The sequence below is a fragment of the Streptomyces luteolifulvus genome (genome assembly GCF_008806595.1).
In the GTDB taxonomy this organism is placed as follows: domain Bacteria; phylum Actinomycetota; class Actinomycetes; order Streptomycetales; family Streptomycetaceae; genus Streptomyces; species Streptomyces luteolifulvus.
The window spans coordinates 109,222-133,679 of record NZ_VZRB01000016.1; the positions used below are offsets into that span (position 1 = coordinate 109,222).

24 protein-coding genes are annotated in these 24,458 nt (G+C 69.9%); 7 read left to right on the forward strand and 17 right to left on the reverse strand.

All coding sequences use genetic code 11. The features are described from left to right. Nucleotides 1-3: 3 nt before the first annotated feature. Nucleotides 4-1,932: an AMP-dependent synthetase/ligase gene (locus F7R91_RS22880; RefSeq protein WP_150950968.1), complete on the reverse strand. Its 1,929-nt coding sequence runs from the start codon at nucleotides 1,930-1,932 to the stop codon at nucleotides 4-6. A 278-nt stretch (nucleotides 1,933-2,210) separates the two neighbouring features. On the opposite strand from F7R91_RS22880, the gene F7R91_RS22885 reads away from it, so the two are divergent. Continuing rightward, nucleotides 2,211-3,074, forward strand: a complete 864-nt coding sequence (locus F7R91_RS22885; RefSeq protein ID WP_150950969.1) for a MaoC/PaaZ C-terminal domain-containing protein — start codon at nucleotides 2,211-2,213, stop codon at nucleotides 3,072-3,074. 23 nt (nucleotides 3,075-3,097) lie between these two features. Here the strand turns inward: F7R91_RS22885 and F7R91_RS22890 are convergent, their stop codons facing one another. The 8 genes from F7R91_RS22890 to F7R91_RS22925 form a co-directional block, all read right to left on the reverse strand. Beyond that, complete coding sequence (locus tag F7R91_RS22890; RefSeq protein WP_150950970.1) at nucleotides 3,098-3,760, reverse strand: TetR/AcrR family transcriptional regulator; 663 nt, start codon at nucleotides 3,758-3,760, stop codon at nucleotides 3,098-3,100. A gap of 50 nt (nucleotides 3,761-3,810) precedes the next feature. Continuing rightward, nucleotides 3,811-4,110 (reverse strand): DUF4229 domain-containing protein, encoded by a 300-nt coding sequence (locus F7R91_RS22895; RefSeq protein WP_150950971.1) that lies wholly within the window; start codon nucleotides 4,108-4,110, stop codon nucleotides 3,811-3,813. 126 nt (nucleotides 4,111-4,236) lie between these two features. Further along, complete coding sequence (locus tag F7R91_RS22900) at nucleotides 4,237-4,761, reverse strand: GNAT family N-acetyltransferase (protein WP_150950972.1); 525 nt, start codon at nucleotides 4,759-4,761, stop codon at nucleotides 4,237-4,239. A gap of 79 nt (nucleotides 4,762-4,840) precedes the next feature. Further along, complete coding sequence (gene mqnE, locus F7R91_RS22905) at nucleotides 4,841-6,004, reverse strand: aminofutalosine synthase MqnE (protein ID WP_150950973.1); 1,164 nt, start codon at nucleotides 6,002-6,004, stop codon at nucleotides 4,841-4,843. A gap of 38 nt (nucleotides 6,005-6,042) precedes the next feature. Then, nucleotides 6,043-6,498, reverse strand: coding sequence for an Lrp/AsnC family transcriptional regulator (locus F7R91_RS22910; RefSeq protein ID WP_150950974.1), 456 nt, complete (start codon nucleotides 6,496-6,498; stop codon nucleotides 6,043-6,045). Between the two features lie 93 nt (nucleotides 6,499-6,591). Continuing rightward, nucleotides 6,592-7,272, reverse strand: a complete 681-nt coding sequence (locus F7R91_RS22915; protein WP_150950975.1) for a UbiX family flavin prenyltransferase — start codon at nucleotides 7,270-7,272, stop codon at nucleotides 6,592-6,594. A 212-nt stretch (nucleotides 7,273-7,484) separates the two neighbouring features. Continuing rightward, complete coding sequence (mqnP, locus tag F7R91_RS22920; RefSeq protein ID WP_150950976.1) at nucleotides 7,485-8,387, reverse strand: menaquinone biosynthesis prenyltransferase MqnP; 903 nt, start codon at nucleotides 8,385-8,387, stop codon at nucleotides 7,485-7,487. Then, entirely contained in the window at nucleotides 8,384-9,835 is a 1,452-nt protein-coding gene (locus F7R91_RS22925; protein WP_150950977.1) for a menaquinone biosynthesis decarboxylase, read from the reverse strand. Before F7R91_RS22925 ends, mqnP begins: the two co-directional genes overlap by 4 nt. Before the next feature lie 204 nt (nucleotides 9,836-10,039). Here F7R91_RS22925 and F7R91_RS22930 point away from each other — a divergent pair, with 204 nt between their 5' ends. Beyond that, entirely contained in the window at nucleotides 10,040-10,435 is a 396-nt protein-coding gene (locus F7R91_RS22930) for a PLD nuclease N-terminal domain-containing protein (protein WP_150950978.1), read from the forward strand. After that, entirely contained in the window at nucleotides 10,435-11,319 is an 885-nt protein-coding gene (locus F7R91_RS22935; RefSeq protein WP_150950979.1) for a LysR family transcriptional regulator, read from the forward strand. The genes F7R91_RS22930 and F7R91_RS22935 overlap by 1 nt, the downstream gene beginning before the upstream one ends. Here the strand turns inward: F7R91_RS22935 and F7R91_RS22940 are convergent. Then, nucleotides 11,216-12,163: a DMT family transporter gene (locus tag F7R91_RS22940; protein ID WP_150950980.1), complete on the reverse strand. Its 948-nt coding sequence runs from the start codon at nucleotides 12,161-12,163 to the stop codon at nucleotides 11,216-11,218. The genes F7R91_RS22935 and F7R91_RS22940 overlap by 104 nt on opposite strands. Nucleotides 12,164-12,318: 155 nt before the next feature. Between F7R91_RS22940 and F7R91_RS22945 the strand changes: the two genes are divergently transcribed. The 4 genes from F7R91_RS22945 to F7R91_RS22960 all read left to right on the forward strand — a co-directional run bounded on the left by F7R91_RS22945 (nucleotide 12,319) and on the right by F7R91_RS22960 (nucleotide 17,512). After that, nucleotides 12,319-12,777 carry a nucleoside deaminase gene (locus F7R91_RS22945; protein WP_150950981.1) on the forward strand — a complete coding sequence of 153 codons (459 nt, stop codon included), beginning with the start codon at nucleotides 12,319-12,321 and terminating at the stop codon, nucleotides 12,775-12,777. Continuing rightward, nucleotides 12,770-13,735 carry an isopenicillin N synthase family dioxygenase gene (locus F7R91_RS22950; protein WP_150950982.1) on the forward strand — a complete coding sequence of 322 codons (966 nt, stop codon included), beginning with the start codon at nucleotides 12,770-12,772 and terminating at the stop codon, nucleotides 13,733-13,735. Before F7R91_RS22945 ends, F7R91_RS22950 begins: the two co-directional genes overlap by 8 nt. A 133-nt stretch (nucleotides 13,736-13,868) precedes the next feature. Further along, the gene (locus F7R91_RS22955) at nucleotides 13,869-15,968 is read left to right on the forward strand and encodes a hypothetical protein (protein ID WP_150950983.1); all 2,100 of its coding nucleotides are present in this window, start codon (nucleotides 13,869-13,871) and stop codon (nucleotides 15,966-15,968) included. Then, a complete protein-coding gene (locus F7R91_RS22960; protein ID WP_191971593.1) occupies nucleotides 15,968-17,512 on the forward strand; it encodes an ABC transporter substrate-binding protein in 1,545 nt (514 codons plus the stop codon). Before F7R91_RS22955 ends, F7R91_RS22960 begins: the two co-directional genes overlap by 1 nt. A gap of 25 nt (nucleotides 17,513-17,537) precedes the next feature. On the opposite strand, the gene F7R91_RS22965 is transcribed toward F7R91_RS22960, so the two are convergent. From F7R91_RS22965 to F7R91_RS22995, 7 genes are all read right to left on the reverse strand, one after another. After that, on the reverse strand, nucleotides 17,538-17,936 hold the full coding sequence (locus F7R91_RS22965) for an SRPBCC family protein (RefSeq protein ID WP_150950985.1): 399 nt from the start codon (nucleotides 17,934-17,936) through the stop codon (nucleotides 17,538-17,540). Between the two features lie 67 nt (nucleotides 17,937-18,003). Further along, on the reverse strand, nucleotides 18,004-19,131 hold the full coding sequence (ccsB, locus tag F7R91_RS22970) for a c-type cytochrome biogenesis protein CcsB (RefSeq protein ID WP_150950986.1): 1,128 nt from the start codon (nucleotides 19,129-19,131) through the stop codon (nucleotides 18,004-18,006). Further along, nucleotides 19,128-20,876, reverse strand: a complete 1,749-nt coding sequence (gene resB / locus F7R91_RS22975; RefSeq protein ID WP_150950987.1) for a cytochrome c biogenesis protein ResB — start codon at nucleotides 20,874-20,876, stop codon at nucleotides 19,128-19,130. The genes ccsB and resB overlap by 4 nt, the downstream gene beginning before the upstream one ends. Nucleotides 20,877-20,880: 4 nt before the next feature. Next, nucleotides 20,881-21,645 (reverse strand): cytochrome c biogenesis CcdA family protein, encoded by a 765-nt coding sequence (locus tag F7R91_RS22980; RefSeq protein ID WP_150950988.1) that lies wholly within the window; start codon nucleotides 21,643-21,645, stop codon nucleotides 20,881-20,883. Between the two features lies 1 nt (nucleotide 21,646). Continuing rightward, entirely contained in the window at nucleotides 21,647-22,297 is a 651-nt protein-coding gene (locus tag F7R91_RS22985; protein WP_150950989.1) for a TlpA family protein disulfide reductase, read from the reverse strand. A 66-nt stretch (nucleotides 22,298-22,363) separates the two neighbouring features. Continuing rightward, nucleotides 22,364-23,644: a polysaccharide deacetylase family protein gene (locus F7R91_RS22990; RefSeq protein WP_150950990.1), complete on the reverse strand. Its 1,281-nt coding sequence runs from the start codon at nucleotides 23,642-23,644 to the stop codon at nucleotides 22,364-22,366. 143 nt (nucleotides 23,645-23,787) lie between these two features. Then, nucleotides 23,788-24,435: a histidine phosphatase family protein gene (locus F7R91_RS22995; RefSeq protein WP_150951050.1), complete on the reverse strand. Its 648-nt coding sequence runs from the start codon at nucleotides 24,433-24,435 to the stop codon at nucleotides 23,788-23,790. Nucleotides 24,436-24,458: the final 23 nt, after the last annotated feature.

Genomic DNA, 24,458 nt, shown 5'->3' on the forward strand with positions numbered 1-24,458 from the left:
GGATCACCTCCCGTACAGGCCCTCCGCCTCCGCTGCGAAGTCCCGCAGGATTTCCCCTCGTCGTAGCTTCATCGAGGGGGTGAGGTGGCCGGCCTCCTCTGTGAAGTCGACGGGGAGGACCGCGAAACGGCGGATGGATTCCGGGCGGGAGACCAGCTTGTTGGCCTCGTCGATGGCGCGTTGCAGGATGTGGTGCAACTCCTCGTCGTTGACCAGGAGTTCCGCCGGGACCGGGTGTTTGCCGTTCATCTGGCGCCAGTGTGTGATGCCGTCGGGGTCGAGTGTGATGAGCGCGGAGATGTAGGGGCGGTTGTCGCCGAGCACGATGCACTGGGAGATGAGGGGGTGCGAGCGGAGCCAGTTCTCCAGAGGGGCCGGGGCCACGCTCTTGCCGCCCGCCGTGATCAGCAGTTCCTTCTTGCGGCCGGTGATGGTCAGATAGCCCTCGTCGTCGAGGCTGCCGATGTCCCCCGTGGCGAGCCAGCCGTCGGGGGCGGCGGGGGTCACTCCGCCGGCCGCCGGGTCCCAGTAGCCGCGCAGCACCTGCTCGCCGCTGAGCAGGATCTCGCCGTCCGCCGCGATGCGGACCTTCGTGCCGGGCAGCGGCCAGCCCACCGTGCCCAGGCGGGGTTTGAGCGGTGGGGTGACCGTGGCCGCGCCGGTGGTCTCGGTCAGGCCGTAGCCCTCGTAGATCTCGATGCCCGCGCCGGCGTAGAACGCGGCGAGACGGCGGCCGAGCGGCGAGCCGCCGCAGATGGCGTGCCGGACGCGGCCGCCCATCGCGTTGCGGATGCGGCGGTAGACGAGGGGGTCGTAGAAGGTGCGGGCTGTTCTGAGGGCGCGGGAGGGGCCGCTCCCGGTGCCTGTCTGCTTGGCCTCGACCGCCTCGCCGTAGCGGATCGCCACCGACACCGCGCGGTCGAACGACGACTCCCGGCCGCCCGCTTCCGCCTTGGCGCGCGCGGTGTTGAAGATCTTCTCCAGCATGTACGGGATGGCCGGCAGACAGGTCGGCCTGAAGCCCGCGAGGTCCGGGAGGAGGTCCTCCGCCTTCAGGCTGGGCGCGTGGCCGAGCCGTACCCGGGCGCGGACGCAGGCGACGGCGACCATACGGCCGAACACGTGCGACATGGGGAGGAAGAGGAGGACCGACACCTCCTGGGCCGACCTGGCCTTGAAGATCGGGTACAGGAGCTCGATCGCGTTGTCGACCTCGGCGAAGAAGTTCCCGTGGGTGAGGACGCAGCCCTTGGGGCGGCCGGTGGTGCCCGAGGTGTAGATGAGGGTGGCGAGGGTGTCGGGGCCCAGCATCCCGCGCCGTACGGCGACTTCCTGGTCCGGCACGGTCTCGCCGCGTTCCACCAGCCGGTCGAGATGGTCCTTCTCCATGACCCACATGTGCCGCAGGTCGGGGAGGCGGTCGAGTTCGGGGCCGAGGGCCGCCGCCTGGCCGGTGGTCTCGGTGACCAGGGCCACCGCTCCGGAGTCCTGGAGGATCCAGCGGACCTGGAAGACGGAGGAGGTCGGGTAGACGGGGACGGTGACCAGGCCGGCGGCCCAGGCGGCGAAGTCCAGCAGCGTCCATTCGTACGTCGTGCGCGCCATGATGGCGATCCGGTCACCCGGCACCAGGCCTTCGGCGATCAGCCCTTTGGCCAGCGCCAGTACCTGGTCGGCGAACTGAGTCGCCGTCACGTCCGCCCAGCGCCCGTCCTCGGTCCTGCGGCTGAGAACCACCGCCTGCGGTGCCGCGCTCGCGTTGTCGAAGGGAAGGTCCGCGAGCGAACCGTGCCGGACCGGCGGGGCGAACGGCGGCACATACGCCTCCCGGACGGCACCGTCCAGGCGCCGGGTCTCCGGCTGTACGAGCACGGGGCCGGGAGCGTCGTCGAACGCGGCCGAGGCGGCGAAGGAGGGAAGCGGAGTGGACACGGGCGGCTCCTGGGGCGTGCAGCGATGAACTTCTCTGCTGCAAAAGACGTACGTACCTCGCATACCGAGGCGTTCACCGTGGACCCGGAAAGGGGTAACCGCCGGTTGGCGTACCGGATGGTACGGCCTGGGCGTGTGGGGCTTGTGCGGGTTCCGGGATGGTCCGGAGCCAGGGCTGTGCAGCCTCGGGGGGTGCAGGTGACGGGTTGCGCCACATGACGTTACCTCCGGTAACCTTACTTTGAAGTCAGTACCTTTCACCCCGCCGGGAGTTGGACATGGCCGACCGCGCAGTGGCGATCAGAACGCTGACCGGCGTCCCGGCGCTGGGCCCCCTCCTCGCACGCGGCGCGCTGCTGTCCCCCTTCAAGCGGCCCCGGCCGGACGCCGGATTCCCCCGCACCCGCCTCGTCCTGCCCGGTCTGCGCATCGATCTGGCCCGGCTGGCCGCCTATGAGCGGGTGTGCGGCTTCGCCACCGGCGACGACGCACTGCCGGTCACCTATCCGCACGTCCTCGGGTTCCCGCTCGCCATGCGGCTCATGAGCAGGCGGGACTTCCCGCTGCCGCTGCTCGGCCTGGTCCACACCTCGATAGAGATCACCCGGCACACCGGTCTCGCGGCCACGGGAGAGTACGAACTCGCCGTGCACATCGAGGGCCTGGCCCCGCACCGGCGCGGGACCGAGGCGCGCGTGGTCACCGAGATGTCGGCGGGCGGGACCGTCGTATGGGAGTCGCGCAGCGGATACCTGTCCCGGCATCGCACGGACGGTACTCCGCGTCCTCCCGAACCAGCGCTGCGGTACCCGCTCCCCGCCGTGGCCGACTGGCGTCTCGGCGCCGACATCGGCCGCCGGTACGCCGCCGCGTCCGGTGACCGCAACCCCATCCACCTCCACCCCCTCACCGCCCGCCTGTTCGGCTTCCCGCGCGCCCTCGCGCACGGGATGTGGACGATCTCCCGCTGCCTGGCCGCCCACGGCACACCCCAGAAGGTCCGGGTCCACGCGCAGTTCCGCTCCCCCGTGCTGCTGCCGGGCTCGGTCACCTACGCGGCGCAGGGCGGACGGTTCGAGCTGCGCGACGGCGGCGGGAACCGCGTCCATGTGGCGGGGGAGGTGCGGCCGACCACGCGATGAGGGATGCCGGGAACCGGAGAGCCCTACCCGCTCACCTCATGAGACGGCTCCGGCGCCGACCACGGGCGGCCCTCCATCAGGTTGCCCAGGCCCGCCCAAGCGAAGTTCATCAGGGTGGCCGCCGCCTGGCGGGCCGTCGTGCCCGGAGTCGCGTTGGACCAGGCGGCGAGGGACTCCGCGGCACCGACCAGGGCCTCGGCGAGGCAGGCCACCTCGCGGTCTGGCAGGTCGGGGTCCCGGTGGGCCTCACGGGCGGCCACGGCGATCAGCCTGGTCACGAGCGAGACGATCTCCTCGCGCATCGCCGTGACCTCGGCGGCGAACGGCTCGCCGTGGGTACGGGCCTGGAGGTGCAGCACCGACCAGCCGTCCGGGTTCCGCGAGGTGTGCGCGAAGAACGCCCGCAACCCCTCCCAGAGTTGGCGGTCGGCGGGCAGTTCGGGGTGGACGCCCGCGCGGACGGCCTCGACCAGCGCGTGGGCCTCGCGGCGGATGCAGGTGGTGAAGAGGTCTTCCTTGGAGTTCAGGTACAGGTACACCAACGGCTTGGACACGCCCGCCAGTTCGGCTATCTCGTCCATCGAGGCGGCCATGTATCCGCGCTGCCCGAAGGTCCGCACGGCGGCATCCAGCATCTGCTGCTCACGGACGGCACGCGGCATCCGTTTGGTCTTCACGGCACCCATGGGCGGAAGCCTAATTGCGTGCCGTGGCAGGGGGTCTTAAAAAGGCCACGTCAGGAGGTCTGGCCCCGGACGTGGTGCGAGTCGTCCGCGTCGTCCTCCTGGCCGCGGTTCGCGTCCAGGTTGGCCTTGACCCGTTCCACCTTCTGCACGATCTTCACGGAGGCCCGGTCCCGCTCCTTGCGCAGCACCACCCAGCTGATCGGCGCCGAGAGCACCAGCGCCAGCAGCAGGACCCACAGGAAGTTGGAGTCGCCGAAGCCGCGCGGGAAGAGGCCGGCGTAGACAGCGCCCCAGACGACCACGAAGCAGCCCACGAAGATACCGAGGCGCATCAGCGTGTAGCGGAGCATGTCAATCCACTCTTCCGTGTCCGGGGGTCTCCCTCCGGGGGAGGTCACAACGTCCCCAAAGGGGCACCGTCCAGTGAAGCACGACAGCGGCCCGATCTTGCAGGGGGGTGCGGGCACTCATGGCCCTTACGTCAGCGTGAGCAGCATGGACACGTCGTCCCGGTCGTCGCCCGGCGCGACGCGGAGGGCGCCGGGCACCCGGCCGACCTCCTTGTAGCCGCACGAGCCGTAGAACCGCTCCAGGCCCAGCCCGCTCCGGCAGGTGAGGTGGACCGCCTCGATGCCGTCGAAGGTGCGGGCCGACTCCTCGGCGGCGGCCAGCAGGTCACGGCCGTAGCCCTTGCCCTGGTGGCCCGGGTGCACCATGACCGTGTACAGCCACACCCAGTGGGTCATCAGCCGGTGCGTGTTGAAGCCGAAGAACGCGGTCGCGGCGACCCGCCCCTGCGCGTCGTGCCCGGTGAGGAGCCGCATGCGCCCCTCCGCCATCGCGGCGAGGTGTCTCACCAGCTCCGGCCGTATCGCATCCCGCGTCACCGGGGGCACGAAGCCGACCGCGCCGCCCGCGTTGGTCACGTCGGCCCACAGGTCCAGGACGCCGTCACGGAGGTCGGGAGTGACGGCGGGGTCGAGAGTGAACGTAAGGGACACAGCGGCATTGTATCCCTTACACTCCAGCACGGTCCCGCACACCTGCGTGACCCGGAACGACGAGCCCGGCAGGCACCGCTCACACCCTCATCGGCTGCGGGGACTCCCGAAGCGCCGGGTCGGGGCCGTCGTACTCGCGGATGATCTCGTAGCGCGTGTTGCGTTCCACCGGGCGGAAACCCGCATCGCGGATGAGGTCCAGCAAGTCCTCGCGGGTCAGCTTGTTCGGCGTGCCGTAGTTGTCCGCGTCGTGGGTGATCTTGTACTCGACGACCGAGCCGTCCATGTCGTCCGCGCCGTGCTGCAGCGCGAGCTGGGCGGTCTGGACGCCGTGCATGACCCAGAAGACCTTGACGTGCGGGACGTTGTCGAACAGGAGCCGGGAGACCGCGAAGGTCTTCAGGGCCTCCGCGCCCGTCGCCATCTGCGTGCGCGCCTGGAGGCGGTTGCGGACCTTGCCGTCCTGCATGTCCACGAAGTCGTGCTGGTAGCGCAGCGGGATGAAGACCTGGAAGCCGCCCGTCTCGTCCTGGAGTTCACGCAGGCGCAGCACGTGGTCGACGCGGTGGCGGGGCTCCTCGATGTGGCCGTACAGCATGGTGCACGGGGTCTTCAGACCCTTCTCGTGCGCCAGACGGTGGATGCGCGACCAGTCCTCCCAGTGGGTGCGGTGGTCGACGATGTGCTGCCGGATCTCCCAGTCGAAGATCTCCGCGCCACCGCCGGTGAGCGACTCCAGCCCCGCGTCGATCAGCTCGTCGAGGATCTCGGAGGCCGACAGCCCGCTGATCGTCTCGAAATGGTGGATCTCCGTCGCCGTGAAGGCCTTCAGGGAGACGTCCGGAAGGGCTGCCTTCAGCTCCCGCAGGGAGCGCGGGTAGTAGCGCCACGGAAGGTTCGGGTGCAGCCCGTTGACGATGTGCAGCTCGGTGAGGTTCTCCGCCTCCATCGCCTTGGCGAGCTTGACCGCCTCCTCGATGCGCATCGTGTACGCGTCCTTCTCGCCCGGCTTGCGCTGGAACGAGCAGTAGGCGCAGGACGCGGTGCACACGTTCGTCATGTTGAGGTGGCGGTTGACGTTGAAGTGCACGACGTCGCCGTTCTTGCGCGTCCGCACCTCGTGCGCGAGCCCGCCCAGCCAGGCCAGGTCGTCCGACTCGTACAGCGCGATACCGTCCTCACGGGTCAGCCGCTCACCGGCCCCGACCTTCTCCTCCAGCTCGCGCTTGAGCCCGACGTCCATGCCCACACCTTTCTCCGACGACGTCTCCCACCGTACGTCTACGCCTCCTCGGGGAGCTCCCCGACCCGGTTCTCCCACTTCGTGGACAGCACGATCGTGGTACGGGTCCGGGACACGCCCTTGGTGCCGGACAGCCGCCGGATGATCTTCTCCAGGCCGTCCACGTCCGTCGCCCGCACCTTGAGCATGTACGAGTCGTCGCCCGCGATGAACCAGCAGTCCTCGATCTCCCCGAGGTCCTTCAGCCGGTGCGCCACGTCCTCGTGGTCGGCGGCGTCGGACAGCGAGATGCCGATCAGGGCGGTGACGCCGAGGCCCAGGGACGCGGCGTCGACGGTGGCGCGGTAGCCGGTGATGACACCGGCCGCCTCCAGCCGGTTGATGCGGTCGGTGACGCTGGGTCCCGACAGGCCGACGAGGCGCCCCAGCTCCGCGTACGAGGCCCGGCCGTTCTCCCTCAGGGCCTGGATGAGCTGCCTGTCCACCGCGTCCATGCGATCGAAGCCTTCCACTGAAGAGGTCTGAAGTGGTTCTGAAGTGGTTCTGAAGTGGTCTGAAGAGGTCCGGAAGTTGGTGTTGCGTGATGCTCACTCGGGGCGTTCGGGGCGGGTGCCGCCCAGTTCGCCCGCCCAGCGGCGGTACAGCCGGTGCTCGACGCCCGCCGCGTCGAGGACCCGTCCGGCGACGAAGTCCACCAGGTCCTGGATGTGTGTCGCCCCGGCGTAGAAGCCCGGCGAGGCCGGCACGACGCTCGCGCCCGCGTCGTCCAGGGTGACGAGGTGCCGCAGCGTCTGCCCGTTCAGCGGGGTCTCCCGCACGGCCACGACAAGGGTGCGCCGCTCCTTGAGCGTGACGCTCGCGGCGCGCTGCAGCAGGTCCTTGGAAAGTCCCAGCGCCACTCCGGCGACACATGCCGTCGACGCGGGCACGATCAGCATCCCCTTCGTGGGGTACGACCCCGAGGACGGCCCGGCCGCCAGGTCCCCGGCACCCCAGTGGCGTACGCCGGTGAGGTCCGCTTCGAAGCTGCCGGGCTTGCCGTCGGCTCCTCTGGACAGCCATTCGCGCAGGTCGTCCCGCCAGTGCGCGTCCCGGAACGAGATGCCGGTCTCATCGAGGAGGGTGAGCCGGGAGGCCCGGGACACCACGAGGTCGACGCTCTCGCCTGCGTCCAGGAGCGCACGCAGCACCGCGGCCGCGTACGGCGTACCGGACGCTCCCGACACCCCCACGATCCAAGGCGTGCGCTGCGTTTCTCCTGCGTTCACACCCTGAGCCTACCGGCGGGTCAGCGGACGTTCAGGACGGGCCGCCCAATACGGGTCGGCCGAATGGGACGAGAACGCTCCGGTTTCTAAGCAGGCCGGGCCAAGTCCGCTACGGTTCGGCAACGCCCTGAAGGGGCGCGGGGAACTGCGCGACCAGCCACGATGGCGCCGCAGACGGCCGACGACGCATCGCGGCACTTCCAGCGGAGCGCTTAGAGCGTCAGCCCGCGGACCAGCAGGTCCAGCAGCGCGCAGCCGAACAGGGCGATCCCGATGAACCCGTTGACGCTGAAGAAAGCCCTGTTGAGGCGGGACAGATCGTGGGGGCGCACGATGTTGTGCTCGTAGACGAACGCGCCCGCGACGATCATCAGGCCGACCCAGAAGAAGCCGCCGGCGTCGGTGGCCACCGCGTACCAGACGAACAGGGCCGTCGTCACGGCGTGGCAGGCCCGCGCGCCCCAGATTGCCGCCGGGACGCCGAAGCGCGCCGGGACCGACATCACGCCGACCTCGCGGTCGCTCTCGACGTCCTGGCAGGCGTAGATCAGGTCGAAGCCGCCGATCCAGATGCCGACGGCGAGGCCCAGGATCACCGCGTCCCACGACCAGGTGCCGGTGACCGCCAGCCAGCCGCCGACCGGGCCCATCGCCTGGGCGATGCCGAGGATGGCCTGCGGGAAGTTCGTGAACCGCTTGCCGTACGGATACACCACCATCGGGATCACCGCGATGGGGGCGAGGGCGAGGCACAGCGGGTTCAGCAGGGCCGCGGAGCCGAGGAAGATCACCAGCGCGATCAGTGCGCCCGTCCAGGCGTGTCGCACGGTCATCGCGCCGGTCACCAGCTCGCGGTGCGCCGTACGGGGGTTCCGGGCGTCGATCTCACGGTCGATGATCCGGTTGACCGCCATCGCGAAGGTGCGCAGGCCCACCATGCAGACGGTGACCAGCAGCAGCCGGCCCCAGTGGATGTTCTTGTCCCACTGGAACATCGCCGTGAGCGCGGCGATGTAGGCGAACGGCAGGGCGAAGACGGAGTGCTCGATCATCACCAGGCGCAGGAACGCCTTGGTTCTTCCCGGTTGCGGGAGAGCGGCTGACGCGCTGCTCACAGCCCGTACTCCTTCCAGCGGCGGTCGACCTTCGCCGCCGTATCGGGGTCCGACAGCACCATGTCGGGCCAGCCGCCGTCGCGCGTATAGCCCTCCTCGGGCCACTTCTTCGTCGCGTCGATGCCCGCCTTGCCGCCCCAGAACTGCTGGTAGGAGGCGTGGTCGAGGTGGTCGACGGGGCCTTCGACGACCGAGAGGTCACGGGCGTAGTCCGTGTTGCCGAGGGCCCGCCAGGCGACCTCGTGCAGATCGTGCACATCGCAGTCGGAGTCGACGACCACGATCAGCTTGGTCAGGGACATCATGTGTGCCCCCCAGATCGCGTGCATCACCTTCTGGGCGTGCTTGGGGTACTTCTTGTCGATCGAGACGATCGCGCAGTTGTGGAAGCCGCCGGCCTCGGGCAGGTGGTAGTCCACGATGTCCGGCGCGATGATCTTCAGCAGGGGGAGGAAGAAACGCTCGGTCGCACGGCCCAGCGGTCCGTCCTCCGTCGGGGGCCGCCCGACGACGATCGACTGAAGCAGCGGCCGCCGACGCATCGTCACGCAGTCGATCGTCAGGGCCGGGAAGGGCTCCTGCGGTGTGTAGAAGCCGGTGTGGTCGCCGAAGGGGCCCTCCGGGAGCATCTCGCCGGGCTCCAGCCAGCCCTCCAGGACGACCTCCGCCTGTGCCGGCACCTGGAGCGGCACGGTCCTGCAGTCGACCATCTCGATCCGCTTGCCCGCGATGAACCCGGCGAACAGGTACTCGTCGATGTCGCCGGGGAGCGGGGCGGTGGAGGCGTAGGTGACGGCGGGCGGGCACCCGAAGGCGATCGCCACCGGCAGGCGTTCCCCTCTGCGCGCCGCGACCTGGTAGTGGTTCCGGCTGTCCTTGTGGATCTGCCAGTGCATGCCGATGGTGCGCCGGTCGTGGCGCTGGAGGCGGTACAGCCCGAGGTTGCGGGTACCGCTCTCCGGGTCCTTGGTGTGGGTGAGCCCCAGATTGAAGAAGGAGCCGCCGTCCTGCGGCCAGGTGAAGAGGGCGGGCAGCGTGTCGAGGTCGACGTCGTCGCCGGTGAGGACGACGTCCTGCACCGGCGCGTCCTTCACCTTCTTCGGCGGTACGTGCGTCATCGCGCCGAGCTTCCCGAAGGCCTCGCGCACTCCGACGAACCCGTGCGGCAGCTCCGGGCGCAGCAGCCCGCCGATCTTCTCGGAGATCTCGCCGTACGACTTCAGTCCGAGGGCCTTCAGCAGCCGGCGGTCGGTCCCGAAGACGTTCATCGCGAGGGGCATCGCGGAGCCCTTCACGTTCTCGAACAGCAGCGCGGGACCGCCGGACTTCTGGACACGGTCGACGATCTCCCCGACCTCCAGACACGGGTCGACCTCGGCCTTGACGCGCTTGAGGTCGCCCTCGCGTTCCAGGGCCCTGAGCAGCGAGCGAAGATCGTCATAAGCCATGCGCTCCAGTATCGCCGAGTCCCCCGAACACCCACCCCCCACCCCACACGGACACGCCCACCGCCCTGTCGTCACTGTGCGTCTGTCGTCCCTGTGCGTCGCTCCCTCGACGTGCGGTGCGACGTTTTTTCGCCAGCCGCTACCCTGACCCCGTCCCCGGGGCCGTCCGCGTCCCGTCGCCTTCTTCTGGGGGAACCCGCCACCATGCTCCGGTATCTGCCCTTCCTGCTGGTCCTGGCGCTGTGGATCTACGCCTTCATCGACTGTCTGAACACCCCCGAGGAGGAGGTGCGCGGTCTGCCGAAGGTGGTGTGGGTGATCATCATCCTGCTCTTCGGCGAGGTGCTGGTCGGCCCGATCGCCTGGCTGGTCGCCGGCAAGATCCGCCACGCTCCCGCGAACGGCTCCACGCCCTCCGAGTGGCACCGCAACCACCGCACCGAGTACGTCGCGCCCGACGACAACCCCGAGTTCCTCAAGTCCCTCAAGGAGGACAGCAAGAAGGACGAGGCGCTCCTGAAGGACTGGGAGGCCGACCTGCGCCGCCGCGAGGAGGAGCTGCGGCGCAAGGAGAACGGCGACGACCCGAAGGCCGGCTGATGGAGCTGCGGCTGCTGGTCACCTTCGAGAAGGTCGCGACGGTGCTGAGCTTCACCCGGGCCGCGGCCGAGCTGCAGTACGCGCAGTCCAGCGTGACCAGCCAGATCCGCGCCCTGGAGTCCTCGCTCGGCACGGAGCTCTTCGACCGGCTCGGCAGCCGTATCCGCCTCACCGAGGCGGGCGAGCGGCTGCTGCCGTACGCCCGGCAGATCATCGAGCTGACGGAGGAGGCGCGGGCGGCGGTCGTGGCCGCGGAGGAGCCGTCCGGCACGCTCACCGTCGGCACGATGGAGTCGCTGACGTCCTATCGTCTGCCGCCGCTGCTGGAGTTCTTCCACCACCGCTATCCGAAGGTGCGGCTCGCGCTGCGCACCACCCTCGGTGACGAGACCCGGCAGGCGCTGCTCCAGGGGACGTACGACCTGGGCTTTCTGATGGAGGCCGGGACGGAGCACGCGGGGCTTCAGAGCACGGTCCTTGCGGTGGAGCCGCTGGCGCTGGTCGCGTCCCCTCAACACGCCCTGTCCGGCGTGGAGTTGGCCACGGACGATCTCCTCGGACAGCCCCTCCTCGCGACCGAACCCGGCTGCGCCTACCGGGACTTGTTCGAGCGGGAGCTCGACTCGCTCGGCGGGCCCGTGGAGTTCATGGAGTTCGGCACGATCGAGGCCACCAAACGCGCGGCGGCGGCCGGCCTCGGGATCTCGCTGCTGCCCGAGGTGACGGTCGCCGCCGAACTCGCGGAGGGTTCTCTCGTACGACTGCTGTGGGAGCCGCCGTTCACGCTTCGCACGCAGCTGGCGTGGCGGGCCGGGAAGCGGCTTCCGGCACACGCGCGGCTGTTTCTGGAGCAGGCGCGGAGGCTGGTGTCCGAGCAAGGGTGACCTTCAGGCTCGCCGTCACGATCAGCGGAACGCCCAGCGCCTGCACCAGCCCGATGTGGTGGCCGTACACCGCCCAGTCCATGACCATCGCGACCGCCGGATAGGTGAAGGCGAGGACGGCGATCTTCGAGGTGGGGAGCTGGGCGTAGGCGGCGTACATCAGGACGTACATCAGGCCCGTGTGGATGACCCCGAGCCCGACCAGCCATCCCCAGTCCGCGCCCGTCCCCCGCATCGCGCCGAAGTCGGCGAAGGGCAGCAGGAGGGGGATGCCGACGAGGACCTGGACCAGCGCGATCAGGTGCGGACGGACGCCGGTGATGCGCTTGGTGACCAGGGTGGACAGGCCGTACAGGAGCGCGGCGAGCAGCGCCTGACCGACACCGGTGACATACGATCCGCCGCTCGCGAAGTCGCCGGGCGTGACGCCGGAGACCAGGACCAGCCCCGCGAAGGCGACCACGATCCAGCCCACCTTGGCGGCGGTCAGCCGCTCGCGGAACAGCAGGGCGCCCAGCAGCACCACATAGAACGGCTGTGTGTGGTAGACGACCGTGGCGACGGAGATCGACGTGTTCTCGTACGACTGGAACAGGAACACCCAGTTGAAGACGATGAAGACGCCGCCCAGCACGGCCAGTCCGAGCGTGCGCGGGGTGAAGCCGTGACCGCGCAGCCAGCCCCGGGCGACGATGTACGCGCCCAGCGCCAGGGCGCCGAACAGGACGCGGAAGAACACGACGTCGAAGGGCGGGGCGCCCGACTCGACGACGAAGACCCCGAGGGTGCCGGAGAGCACCATCGCGGCTGTCAGCTGGGCTGTTCCCTTGCGGTCCGTTGTCATACCCAGGACGCTACGAGCGCCCACCGGGCCCGGTCCACGTGCCAGTGGGGCGTCCTGCCGATGGGGGTATCGGCACCGCCGATGGACGGGTCCGCCTGATCAAGAGCTGGCGGGGCACATTGCCCTCCCGTTCCGTCCGCCCCAGAGTGGGAGGCATGCAGCGCATGGATCAGGCACAGGCGCGTGGCCGGCTCGCCGCCGCCGTCGAGGAGGCCCGCGCCGGTCTGGCCGAGGGCGGCATTCCCATCGGCGCCGCCCTCTACGGACCCGACGGCACCCTCCTCGGCCGCGGCCGCAACCGGCGGGTCCAGGACGACGACCCCTCGATGCACGCGGAGACGGCGGCGTTCCGGGCGGCGGGACGGCAGCGGTCCTACCGTGGGACGACCATGGTCACCACCCTCTCGCCGTGCTGGTACTGCAGCGGTCTGGTCCGTCAGTTCGGCATCGGCCGGGTCGTGATCGGCGAGGCGTCCACCTTCCACGGCGGGCACGACTGGCTGGCGGAGCACGGCGTGGAGATCGTGCTCCTCGACGACCCGGGGTGCGTCGAGATGATGCGCGACTTCGTCAAGAACAATCCGGCCCTGTGGAACGAGGACATCGGTGAGTGACCCCAGCATCCCGACGATCGATCTGCGGCCCTGGCCGGACGGTGACGAGCAGGCACGCAGGGCCATCGCGCGCACCGTCGACGAGGCCCTGCAGACCGCCGGATTCCTCCTGGTCACGGGGCACGGCGTGGACCCGTCCCTCCGCGCGCGCATCCGGGAGGCCGCCCGTGCCTTCTTCGCCCTCCCCGAAGCCGTCAAGCAGCCGTACGCCGCCAAGGTCGGCGGCCGCGGCTGGCTCGGCCCCGGCGCCGAGGCGAACGGGTACGCGGAGGGGACCGAGACGCCGCCGGACCTGAAGGAGTCGCTGACCTTCGCGACGCACGAGCCGTTCGAGGACCCGGTGATCAACGCGGAGTGGTACGCGCCGAATGTCTGGCCGGCCGAGGTGCCGGAACTCCGGCCGCTGTGCGAGGAGTACCTGGGGAGGATGGGCGAGCTGGAGAACCGGCTGCTCGCCCTGCTCGGCGAGGCCCTCGGCCTGGAACCCGACTTCTTCTCACGGCACATGGACCATCCGACGTACGGCTTCAACATCAACTGGTATCCCGGCATGGAGGTCATCGGCGCGCCGCAGCCGGGGCAGTTCCGCATCGGCCCGCACACCGACTTCGGGACCGTGACGATCCTCGACCGGCAGGCCGGCAAGGGCGGGTTGCAGATCTGGACGGACGAGGGCGGGTGGGAGGACGCGCCGTACGATCCCGAGGCCTTCACCATCAACATCGGTGATCTGATGGCCCGTTGGACCGGCGACCGCTGGCGGTCGGGACGCCACCGGGTGCTGCCGCCGCCCGCCGACGCGCCCGCCGAGGAGCTGATGTCCCTCGTCTACTTCGGCGAGTGCACCCCGGGCACACTCGTGGAGTCCGTCCCGGCTCCGGTGGGACGCGTGGCGTACGAATCCGTCGACTCGCATGTGTATCTGCGCGAGAAGCTGAACTCGATCACGGTCGGCTGACATCCGGAAATTTTCGTGACCCAACGGACATCACCCCGCGACGCCGGCATGATCCAAACGACACCCCCTAGTCCGAAACAACTCCCCCTACCTACCCTGAAGTTGGGTACCACGGTCGCAGGGGGGAGACGCGGTGGGCAGACGGTTGCACGGACGCGGGGCGCTGTTCGACACGGATCCGGCCGGTCTTGCTCCGCGACTCGTGGGACTGCGCCCGCACCAGCATCGCGCCCATCAGGTCGAGCACGCCCAGGAGCTCCCCTTCGTCGTGCTCACCGGCGGCCGGGGGCTCGGGAAGAGCGCCGTGCTCGTCGAGTTGCGGGACGCGTACCAGGGGCACACCCCGGTCGCGCTGATCGACTGCGAGGACGCCCAGTTCGCGGCGCCGCCGAGCGGCCGGCCCGCCGAGGCCTGGTCGCCCGTGGCGCAGGCGCTGCTGGTGATCGCCGAGCAGCTGGCCGAGCCGGTGACCGGCGCCGGCCGCATCCAGTTCCCGCGGCTGATGTCGGGGCTGGTCGCGGTGGCCGCGGGCGGCTGGGGCGACGCCGACTCCGAGCGCATCCGGCGCGAGGTCGAGCGGATCCTGCTGCTGAACGAGAGCGGATCGTGGATCGCCCACTTCGCCGGGAGGTGGGCGGGGCGGGTCGCCGCCAACGTTGTGGCCGCCGCCACCGGCACCGGGGCGCTGGTGTCGTCGGCCATCGAGGCGACCCTGGAGTCCATCTCGGACAGCTTCGTGCACCGGCGCCACCAGAAGGCCGCCACCTGGTGGCGCGACCACCCCAACGCGGGCGGCAACGCCCGGCGCGGACTGATGCTGCTGTCTGGGCACTTCAGGGCCGAGGGCAGCTCGCGCGAGCACGCGGAACGGTATCTGGTGCGGGCGCTGCTCGCCGACCTGGCCGAGGCCTACGCCGGAATGCTGCCGCGTATGCAGCGCCTGGGGCGCCCGCTCGTCCTGCTCGACAACTCCCAGACGGCGCCCGGTCCCGGTCTGACCGACGCGGTGCTGCGCGACCGTGCCGACGGCATCGCCGACCGGGTGGCGTTCATCGCCGCCCTGCGCGGCGACTCGCGCCCCGCCCTGCGCAACGCCGTACGGCGCACCCTGCCCGAGGTGGCCCGGCGCAGCGAGTGGGCGCCGGACCCGGCGGCCTGGTCCTCGCGGGCGCTGCTGGTGTCGCTGCCCCGGCTCGGCCCCGACGACACCCTGCACCTCGTGGGCGCCGCCTGCGCCGGGACACCGGCGCCGGCCCGGCTCCCGCCCGCCACACACCGGTTGACCGGCGGCAACCCGCTGGGGATCACCCTGCTCGCGGAGGCCGCCGCGCAGCACTTACCGGGCGCCGCCTCGCTGGGCGAGCTGCTTGTGGCGGACGTACGGCTGCACGCCGAACGCGACAGGACGCCCGCCTATCTGGAGCTGCTGGACCGGCTGGTGCCCGCCGAGCACCTCGACGAGCTGACCGTGCTGGCCGCCGCCCACGACCACGACTCGGCCTGCGCGCTCGCCGCCGCCCTGCTCCCGGACGACTTCGGCCCGGCGGACATTCGGTCCCTTCAGACCCGGCTCCGCCAGGAGGGACTGCCCGCCGTGCCCGGCCGGTTCGTCGGCGACCCCTTCGTGCGGACGCTGCTGCTGCTCAGGCTGCACCACCGCGACCCCGACCACACGCAGTGGCGCACGGCGCACGAGACGCTCGTCGAGCACTACGCGCCCACCTGCGACGAGACCGACGCCCCGGCGCGTGCCCGCTGCCGGCTGCACCACCAACTCGCCCTGGGCACCACCGACCCGGCGGTGGACCATCTGCGCGACACCTTCCCCACGCTGGACACCCGCACCTGGCTGCGGTCGCTGCGCTTCATCGCGTCGGCGCCCTACTTCCACGCGCACGACGACCAGGGCCGTGACTTCGACGGGCAGGACGACCGGCGGGCCGCGGTGGCGCTCGGCGGCACGGACGCCGCAACCCGGCCGCCGGACGGCGTGGACCCCGCACTGCATCTGCGGATACGACGGCTGCTGCACGCCGTGTGGCAGCTGACCGATCCGCTGGCGCTGCCCGACCCGACCGTGTGCCACCGGCTGCGGTTCGAGCTGGAGCAGTTGTCCAACCTGCGGCCGGCCGGCAACGCGCTGCTGTGGCGGGCCTCGCGCGACTGGCCCGAGGACGCGCTCGCCGGGCGGCCGCTGCGCATACCGGACGACGACGAGGACGGTGAGGCGTGATGGCACGCGGACCGGGCGGGTGGCTGCGGGAGAGCGTCTGGGAGATCCCTCTGCGCCGCTATCTGGCCCTGCTGCTCGGCCTGGCGTTGGTGACCGGCCTGTTCTTCACCGTCCGCGCGCTGGCCCACGACGACCGCTCGTGCGCGCCCGGAGTCGTACGGCCCGAGAACAGTGAGGAGTGCGTGGGCGTCGCGACGACGGCGTACGACTTCGGGCATCCCCAGCTGCGGGACGCGGTGCAGGCGATCGACCGTGAGAACGACCGGCTCAGGCCCGGGAGTTATGTGACCGTCGCGCTGATGCTGCCGTACACCGCGACCACCCCGTCGACGCTGAGCGACATTCAGCACGAGCTCCAGGGCGCGTATCTGGCGCAGTACGAGGCCAACCACAGCTCCAACGGTCAGTCCCCGGCGATCCGGCTGGTGCTCGCGAGCCCAGGGGCGACCGGCGCCCACTGGGTGCGGATGGTCGACCAGCTGGAGCGGATGACGAAGAGCGCGGACCGGCTGCGGGCGGTCGCCGGCGTCGGCATGAGCACGGACGGCAACAAGGCGGCCGTCCAGGAGCTGACCGGGCGCGGTATCCCGGTGGTGGGCAGCTCCATCACCGCCGACGACCTGGCCAACGGCCACCAGGGCAAGGACCCCTTCCCGGGGCTCGCCCGGGTCTCCCCCACCAACACCGACGAGGCCCGTGCGCTGGCCTCCTTCGCCAAGGTGACGGCGGGCAAGGCACTGCTGGTGTACGACAAGCCGGGCGACCCGTACACACGGACGCTCCAGATGTCCTTCGCCAAGCTGATCAAGGGCTCCCCCTACGAGCCGCAGCCGTTCACCCCGCCCGCCGACCGCAGCCAGGAGGGCACGACCGCCAACACCTTCCGGCAGATCACCCACCTCGTGTGCGACACCTCCCCCGAGACCGACACGATCCTGTTCGCGGGACGGCACACCCAGCTGCGGCAGTTCATCAACGCGCTCGGCGGCCGCGGCTGCCAGGAAAGGAAGTTCACGCTGCTGACGGGCGACGAAGGCTCGTACCTGACCGGGGAGAAGGACCTGGACCGCAGCGCTCTCGAACACAACCTCTCGGTGCGGTACACGGCCCTCGCCCACCCGGACGCCTGGGTGAAGGACCCGGCGAGGACGGGCGGCTCCGCCGAGGACGCGCGGGTCCTCACCGATCTGCTGGCGAAGAGCGGGCGCGCACCCGTCGGCCCCATCGGTTCGGTCGGTCTGGAGGACGGCCAGCTGATCATCGCCTACGACGCCATGCGGCTGGCCGTGCACGGTATCCGCGAGGCCACCGCCGAGGGCAGGGTGGTCCCGCCGCTCGCCGACGTCGGACTCCAGTGGCCGCAGGTCAAGGGCTCACTGCGGGTGAGCGGGGCGAGCGGCTGGATCTGCCTGGACGTGCACGGCAACCCGTACGACAAGGCCGTGCCGATCGTGGAGCTCACCCCCGAGGGCCGCTCCCGCTTTGTGAAGATCGCCTGGCCGGAAGGGAAGGCCCCGGGGAAGGAGTGCTTGCCGCCTTCCTGAGGCCCATGCCTGGTCCCTGCCTGGTCTAAGCCCCCAGGAAGGCGATCATCCGCTCGAAGCGCGCCCGCCAGCGTGCCTCCGTCTCCTGCTCGCCCTGGAACTCGTGGGTGAACCGTAGGATGCTCGCGTCGTCCCCCTCCCGCTCCAGATGGAAGCGGAGGCGACCGGCGTCGTCCATCGTGTACTCGGCGACCCGGTCCACGTCCCACGCGGTGACCCGTCCCGCGCCGAGATCACGCAGGGTGACCGCACCGCCGAGCCGGGGTTCCAGGACGTCGACCGAGGTGAACCAGGCCTCAAGCCCCTCCGGGGTGGACAGCACCGGCCAGACCGTCTCCATGGGCCGCGGGATCCGCACCAGGAAGTGGAGGATGTGCGTGCTCCCGTGGACCTGGCTGGCGCCCTGCTCGATGGAACCGGTCATGACACCAGCGTGACGCGGGACGGAGGGTTGTGCACGCGGTTACGGCAACCGTCTGGCCAGGTCCTTTTCAGAACCCGACGGACTGGAGCGCGCCCAGGCCCACGTCGGCGTAGGAGTGCTTGCCGGAGACGAAGATGTTCACGCCGTAGTAGTTGAACAGCCAGCAGCCGAAGGCGATCAGCGCCAGGTAGGCGGCCTTGCGGCCCTTCCAGCCGGCGGTGGCGCGGGCGTGCAGATAGCAGGCGTAGGCGACCCAGGTGATGAAGGCCCAGGTCTCCTTGGGGTCCCAGCCCCAGTAGCGGCCCCAGGCGTCGCCCGCCCAGATCGCGCCCGCGATGATCGTGAACGTCCACAGCGGGAAGACGGCGGCGTTGACGCGGTAGGAGAACTTGTCGAGGGACGCCGAGGCGGGCAGCCGCTCCAGGAACGAGGTGGCGAACCTGCCGGGCCTGCCGCCGCTCGCGAGCTTGTTCTCGTACGAGTCCTTGAAGAGGTAGAGCAGCGTGGAGACGGCGCCCACGTAGAAGACGGCGCCGCACAGGATCGCGGTCGAGACGTGGATGTACAGCCAGTACGAGTGGAGGGCGGGAACCAACTGGTCGCTGGCGGTGTACAAGACAGTGACGGCGACGCCGAGATCGAGGAGGACCGTCGTGACCAGGAACAGGCCGAGCCAGCGGACGTTCTTCTTCAGCGCGAGCAGCGTGAGGTACACACCGACGGCGACCGTGGAGAACGTGATGTTGAACTCGTACATGTTGCCCCACGGCGCCCGCTCCACCGAGGCCGCGCGGGCGGCGACCCCGCCGAACTCGACGAGGAAGGCGAGCACGGTGAGGGACACGGCGATACGCCCGTAGAGGTCGCCCCGCTCGTCACCCCCATGGGCGCCGGGCCCGTCGGGCACGTCACGCGCACCGGCCGCGGACCGCACCACGACCTTCGGCCGCTCCAGCACGGCGGTCGCCCCGGCCTTTCTGACCGTGACGGCCGGCGCCTCGGCCTCCTTCGCCCCGGGGGTGAGCGCGGCGGCGGTGCGGCCGATCTTGCTGCGGCTGCCGAAGATCCATTCGGTGATGTAGGCGAAGAAGGCCAGCGTGTAGACGGCCATCGCCGAGTAGATCAGCGTGTTGCTGATGTTCGCGAGGTTTTCGTTGGTCGCGGCGGCGAGATCGGTTGCGGCGGCGAGAGTCACTGCTTCTCAGCCCCTTCGGCAGGTACGGCTTGGGGGTCGGGGGAAGGGTCGGGGGAGTCTGAAGGATCTGCGGAGTCGTCCTCGGGGTCGGGCGCGCCCGGCGCCTGGTCGTACAGGATTCCGGCGAGGTCGCCGAGTTCCTCGGGCACCTTGGCGGACTCGCTGCGGCCGAGCCCGGCCATCTCGACGACGGTGACTCCGTCGGCGCCCTTGACCGCCCGCACCCACACACGGCGGCGCTGGATGAACAGGGAGGCGGCCAGACCGAAGATCGCGGCGAAGGATCCGGCGAGCGCCCAGCCGCTGCCGGGCTGCTGGGTGACCTGGAAGCCGGCCCACTCCTTCACCCCGTCGAAGGTGACCGAGCCGGCGCCGTTCGGGAGTTTCATGGTCTCGCCGGGGTTCAGGTTCTCCCTGAACTGTGCGCCCTTGGAGTCCTTGAACATCGTGAGGTTCTTCTTGTTGAGCTGGTAGACGCTCTGCGGGATGCCCGAGTCGACGCCGAGGTCGCCGTGGTAGGGCTCCAGGTTCAGCACCGGGTTCATCAGCGCCGGGAACTGCGAGACGACCGAGGTGCCGCCGCCGTAGGTCGGCAGGAAGGCGGCCTGGAGGCCGAGCTGTTCCTTCTCGCCCTTGGCGTTGCGGTAGCCGTCCATGACCTTGATCGCACCGGAGGAGGTGACATTGGAGTCGAGCGGCAGCAGCGGCACGGGCTGGTGGTCCATGACGACATTGCCCTGGGCGTCCTTGACGGTGACGACGGGCGCGTAGCCGTGGCTGACGAGGTAGACCTTGGAGTTGCCGATCCGCAGTGGCTCGTTGACCTTGACGGTGGTCCTCTTGTCCTTGCCGAAGGCGCCTACGCTGTAGGTGAGGTCCGCCTGGAAGGTGCGCGGGGTGCCCCGGTTCGGGCCGGTCGGCTCGTAGGTGCCGGTGAAGCTGTTCAGGGAGAAGCTGAACGGGTCCAGGTCGTCCTGGGTGAAGAGGTTGCCGGACTTGAAGTCGTCGTACTGGGTGAGGGTGTTGGAGAAGCCGCCGCCCTCCACGATCAGTTTGTTGCCCTCGGACTTGTAGAGCTGCCCCCAGGCGAAGGCGACCAGCATCACGATCAGCGCGATATGGAAGGCGAGGTTGCCGGCCTCGCGCAGATAGCCCTTCTCGGCGGCGACGGCATCACCGGTGACCCGGGCACGGAAGCGGCGCTTCTTCAGCAGCGTGAGCGCCGCATCGCGGACCTGCTCGGGGTCGGCCCCGGTGCGCCACGTGGTGTAGGCGGGCAGCCGGGTCAGACGCCTGGGCGCACCCGGTGGGCGGCCGCGCAGCTGGCCCACGAACTGCCAGGTGCGGGGCACGATGCAGCCGATGAGGGAGACGAACAGGAGGATGTAGATCGCGGAGAACCACACCGAGCTGTAGACGTGGAAGAGGCCGAGCTTGTCGTAGATCGGTGCGAGGGTCTGGTGGGCGTCCCGGAACTCGGCGACCTTCGTCGCGTCGACCCCGCTCTGCGGGATCAGCGAGCCGGGGATCGAACCGAGCGACAGCAGCAGGAGCAGCAGCAGCGCGACGCGCATGGAGGTGAGCTGCCGCCAGAACCAGCGGGCCCAGCCGATGACGCCCAGGGAGGGCAGATGGGGCGGCTCCTCCTGGGGCGCGGTGGTCAGCTGGGAGCCGGCGGCGCCCAGGTCCTGGTCGTCCGTCCGGTCCGGGGTCGTGTCGGTCCCCGTCTTGGAAGTCGCGCTCATCGATTCAGATCCCCACAGTGAAGCCGTCGGACCAGACCTGCATCTCCTGCACGATGCGGTCCCAGGCACCGGTCAGGAGCAGCACGCCGGTCACGACCATCATGGTGCCGCCGATGCGCATGACCCAGACGTAGTGGCGCTTGACCCAGCCGAACGCGCCGAGGGCCTTGCGGAAGGCGACCGCCGCGAGCACGAACGGTACGCCGAGACCCAGGCAGTACGCGATGGTCAGTATGGCCCCGCGGCCCGCGCTGCCCTCGTTGAAGGAGAGCAGCTGCACGGAGGCGAGGGTCGGACCGATGCAGGGTGTCCAGCCGATCCCGAACAGTGCGCCGAGGAAGGGGGCGCCGGCCAGTCCGGCCACCGGCTTGCGGTGGAAGCGGAACTCGCGCTGGGTGAGCCAGGGCATCAGGCCCATGAAGAACACGCCCATGAGGATCATGAGCACGCCGAGCACCTTGGTCAGGACGTCCTTGTGTTCCTGGAGGTTCTGCCCGAAGTAGCCGAAGAAGGCGCCGCCCGAGACGAACACCGCGGTGAAGCCGAGGACGAACAGCGAGGCGCCGGCGACCATACGTCCCCGGCGGGCGTCGGCCAGGTCGGTGCCGCTGACTCCGGTGACATAGGAGAGATAGCCGGGGACGAGCGGCAGGACGCACGGCGAGAAGAAGGAGACGAGGCCGCCGAGCAGGGCCACCGGGACGGCCACCAGCAGGGCCCCGTTGAGGACCGTCTGGTTCTCCGCGGCGAGCGTGGAAAGACCGGTCACGTCACTTCTCCGCGACGACCGGCTCGACCATGCTGCGCAGCTTCTCCTCGGAGAGCGGCTGCAGCGCACGGGCCGCGACCTTGCCGTCCCGGTCGATGACGAGCGTGGAGGGGATCAGCTGCGGGTTGAGCGTGCCCTTCTTGAAGCGGAGCATCAGCTTGCCCGTCGGGTCGTACAGGCTCGGGTAGCTGATCCCGTAGTCCTTCTCGAAGGCCTTGGCCGGACCGGTGCTGGTGTCGCGGGTGTTGATGCCGACGAACTCGACGCCCTGGTCCTTGACGTCCTGGTAGACCTTCTGGAAGTTCTTGGCCTCGGCGCGGCACGGCGGGCACCAGGAGCCCCAGACGTTGACGACGACGACCTTGCCCTGGTAGTCGCCGATGTCCAGCTGGGTGCCGTCGACGGTCTTGCCGGACAGTTCGGGGGCGGAGTCCCGGTCGCCCTGCTTGGCGGTGGCGATGCCGTTGGAGCCGGTGACGAAGTTGGTGTCGCCGCCTCCGCCGGAGGTGCCGCCGGACGTGCACGCCGCCAGGGTCAGCGCGGCGGCCGCGGCACCCGCGACGAGCAGGGCGGCGCGGCCGCGGTCGCGTGTCGTGCGGTTCCTGCTGTCCGTGCGGTTGGAGCGCTGGGGGGCGCGGCTGGCGGCACACATGTGAAAAGTTTCGCATGCCCGTTCTGGGGATCTTGCGCACCCCCCTTGCGGGTGGAGACCCGCGTTTCAGGCGGCCTGCCCGGAGGCCGTGGAGCTGTCCGCGGCGGGGTCCGCCAGGAACTCCTTCCAGCCCCCGGCCGGCTGCTGCCCCACCTCGAGAGTGCGCAGCTTGGCGAGCACCTCGGGCTTCTGTACGTCCATCCAGTCGACGAACTGCCGGAAGGAGACCAGGCGTACGTCCTCGCCCTTCTCCTTCTCCCGCGCGATGTGCTTGAAGGCCTCCTCGACGGCGTCCATGTAGATGCCGCCGTTCCACTGCTCGAAGTGGTTGCCGACGAAGAAGGGTGCCCGGTTTGTCTTGTATGCCCGCTTGAAGCCGGCTATGTAGGAACCCGCCGCCTGCTGCCGCCAGCCCGGGTAGTTGTGGGCGGGCGCGTTGGTCGAGTTGATCGACTGGTTGGCCAGCATGTTGTAGTCCATCGAGAGGACCTCGAAGCTGTGCCCGGGGAAAGGTATCTGCTGCAACGGCAGGTTCCAGATGCCCTGCTTCTTGTCCGGCCAGATCTGGCGGCCGCCGGGCGAGGAGGCGTCGTAGCGCCAGCCGAGGTCACGGGCGGTGGGCAGCAGATTGTCCTGGCCGAGCAGACAGGGCGTGCGTCCGCCGACGAGTTCCTTGTCGTAGTCGAAGGGCAGCGACGGCAGATCGGTCCAGCCGGTGTTGGTCCGCCACTTCTTCACGAAGGACTTGGCCTGGTCGATCTCGCTGCGCCACTGCTCGGGCGTCCACTTGCCGACGGAGCCGGAGCCGTCGCCGCAGAAGTGGCCGTTGAAGTGCGTGCCGATCTCATGCCCCTCCAGCCAGGCGCGGCGGATGTTCTTCAGCGTCTCCTTGATGTGCTCGTCGGTGAGGTAGCCGATGTCGGAGGCGCCGCGCTGGTTGTTCGGGGGGTCGTACAGGCGCTTCTTCGACTCGGGCAGCAGATACAGCCCGGAGAGGAAGAAGGTCATGTGCGCGTCGTGCTTCCGGGCGAGGTCGAGGAAGCGGGAGAAGAGACCGTTGCCGACCTCGCCGGCGCCGTCCCAGGAGAAGACCACGAACTGCGGCGGGGTCTGTCCCGGCTCCAACGGCTCCGGCTTTGCGGGCTGGTGGGGCTGCTTGCCCGTGAAGGAGGTGGACCCGTCACCGAGGGGACGCGCGGGACGGGACCTCTTCGGGCCGCCCTTGGCGGAACCTCCGGCACCGGACGACCCGTCTGACGGCATGAGGGTGCCGCATCCCGAAAGTCCTACGGCGGCCGCGGCACCCGCACCGAGACCGAGCATTCCCCTACGAGTGAGAGCGCGCATTGCCTCCCCCTTCGTCACGTTCCTCGATTGGTCACCCAGTCAGAGGACGCGACGAAGGGGCAGGTTCCTGATCATTACCTCTGTTTCGCAACAAATGTCACGAACGTGTCATAGCGCAGCAGTGTGCGTGATACAGGCGGGAGTTACGCGCCGAACGCCTTGCCCTGCCCCTTCACCGGCTTGGCGCCGGCGAGGAGATGCGGGGGGACGAGGTCGCGGGCCGGCTCGGTGTAGCCGACGGACACGATCTTGTCGCCCTGGTAGGTGAAGGTCGTCAGGGACGCCAGCGTGCACTGCCGCTTGCGCGGGTCGTGCCACAGCCGCCGCTTCTCGACGTACGACCGCACGATCCAGATCGGCAGCTGATGGCTGACCAGCACGGCCTCGTGTCCGCGGGCCGCCTCCTTCGCCGCGTCCAGCGCCTGCATCATGCGGACGACCTGGTCGACGTACGGCTCGCCCCACGACGGCCGGAACGGGTTGACCAGGTGCTTCCAGTTCCCGGGCTTGCGCAGCGCCCCGTCGCCGACGCCGAAGGTCTTGCCCTGGAAGACGTTGCCGGCCTCGATCAGCCGCTCGTCGGTCGCGAGGTCCAGGCCGTGCGCCTTGGCGATCGGCGTCGCCGTCTCCTGCGCCCGCTCCAGCGGGGAGGCCACGACATGGGTGACATCGCGGGGGGCGAGGTGCTCGGCGACCCGGTCGGCCATCTGGCGGCCCAGTTCGGAGAGGTGGTAGCCGGCGAGACGGCCGTAGAGGATCCCGTCCGGGTTGGCCACTTCGCCGTGCCGCATGACATGGACGACGGTGATGTCGC

Coding starts and splice junctions, on each gene's coding strand:
- F7R91_RS22895 (WP_150950971.1), bottom strand. CDS start 4,110: ATGCTCCGCTACACGCTGATGCGCCTCGGTATCTTCGTGGGCTGCTTC.
- F7R91_RS22985 (WP_150950989.1), bottom strand. CDS start 22,297: ATGTGTGCCGCCAGCCGCGCCCCCCAGCGCTCCAACCGCACGGACAGC.
- F7R91_RS22945 (WP_150950981.1), top strand. CDS start 12,319: ATGCAGCGCATGGATCAGGCACAGGCGCGTGGCCGGCTCGCCGCCGCC.
- F7R91_RS22910 (WP_150950974.1), bottom strand. CDS start 6,498: ATGGACGCGGTGGACAGGCAGCTCATCCAGGCCCTGAGGGAGAACGGC.
- F7R91_RS22930 (WP_150950978.1), top strand. CDS start 10,040: ATGCTCCGGTATCTGCCCTTCCTGCTGGTCCTGGCGCTGTGGATCTAC.
- F7R91_RS22925 (WP_150950977.1), bottom strand. CDS start 9,835: ATGGCTTATGACGATCTTCGCTCGCTGCTCAGGGCCCTGGAACGCGAG.
- F7R91_RS22990 (WP_150950990.1), bottom strand. CDS start 23,644: ATGCGCGCTCTCACTCGTAGGGGAATGCTCGGTCTCGGTGCGGGTGCC.
- resB (WP_150950987.1), bottom strand. CDS start 20,876: ATGAGCGCGACTTCCAAGACGGGGACCGACACGACCCCGGACCGGACG.
- F7R91_RS22885 (WP_150950969.1), top strand. CDS start 2,211: ATGGCCGACCGCGCAGTGGCGATCAGAACGCTGACCGGCGTCCCGGCG.
- mqnE (WP_150950973.1), bottom strand. CDS start 6,004: ATGGACGTCGGGCTCAAGCGCGAGCTGGAGGAGAAGGTCGGGGCCGGT.
- F7R91_RS22995 (WP_150951050.1), bottom strand. CDS start 24,435: ATGCGGCACGGCGAAGTGGCCAACCCGGACGGGATCCTCTACGGCCGT.
- F7R91_RS22965 (WP_150950985.1), bottom strand. CDS start 17,936: ATGACCGGTTCCATCGAGCAGGGCGCCAGCCAGGTCCACGGGAGCACG.
- F7R91_RS22890 (WP_150950970.1), bottom strand. CDS start 3,760: ATGGGTGCCGTGAAGACCAAACGGATGCCGCGTGCCGTCCGTGAGCAG.
- F7R91_RS22940 (WP_150950980.1), bottom strand. CDS start 12,163: ATGACAACGGACCGCAAGGGAACAGCCCAGCTGACAGCCGCGATGGTG.
- F7R91_RS22935 (WP_150950979.1), top strand. CDS start 10,435: ATGGAGCTGCGGCTGCTGGTCACCTTCGAGAAGGTCGCGACGGTGCTG.
- F7R91_RS22960 (WP_191971593.1), top strand. CDS start 15,968: ATGGCACGCGGACCGGGCGGGTGGCTGCGGGAGAGCGTCTGGGAGATC.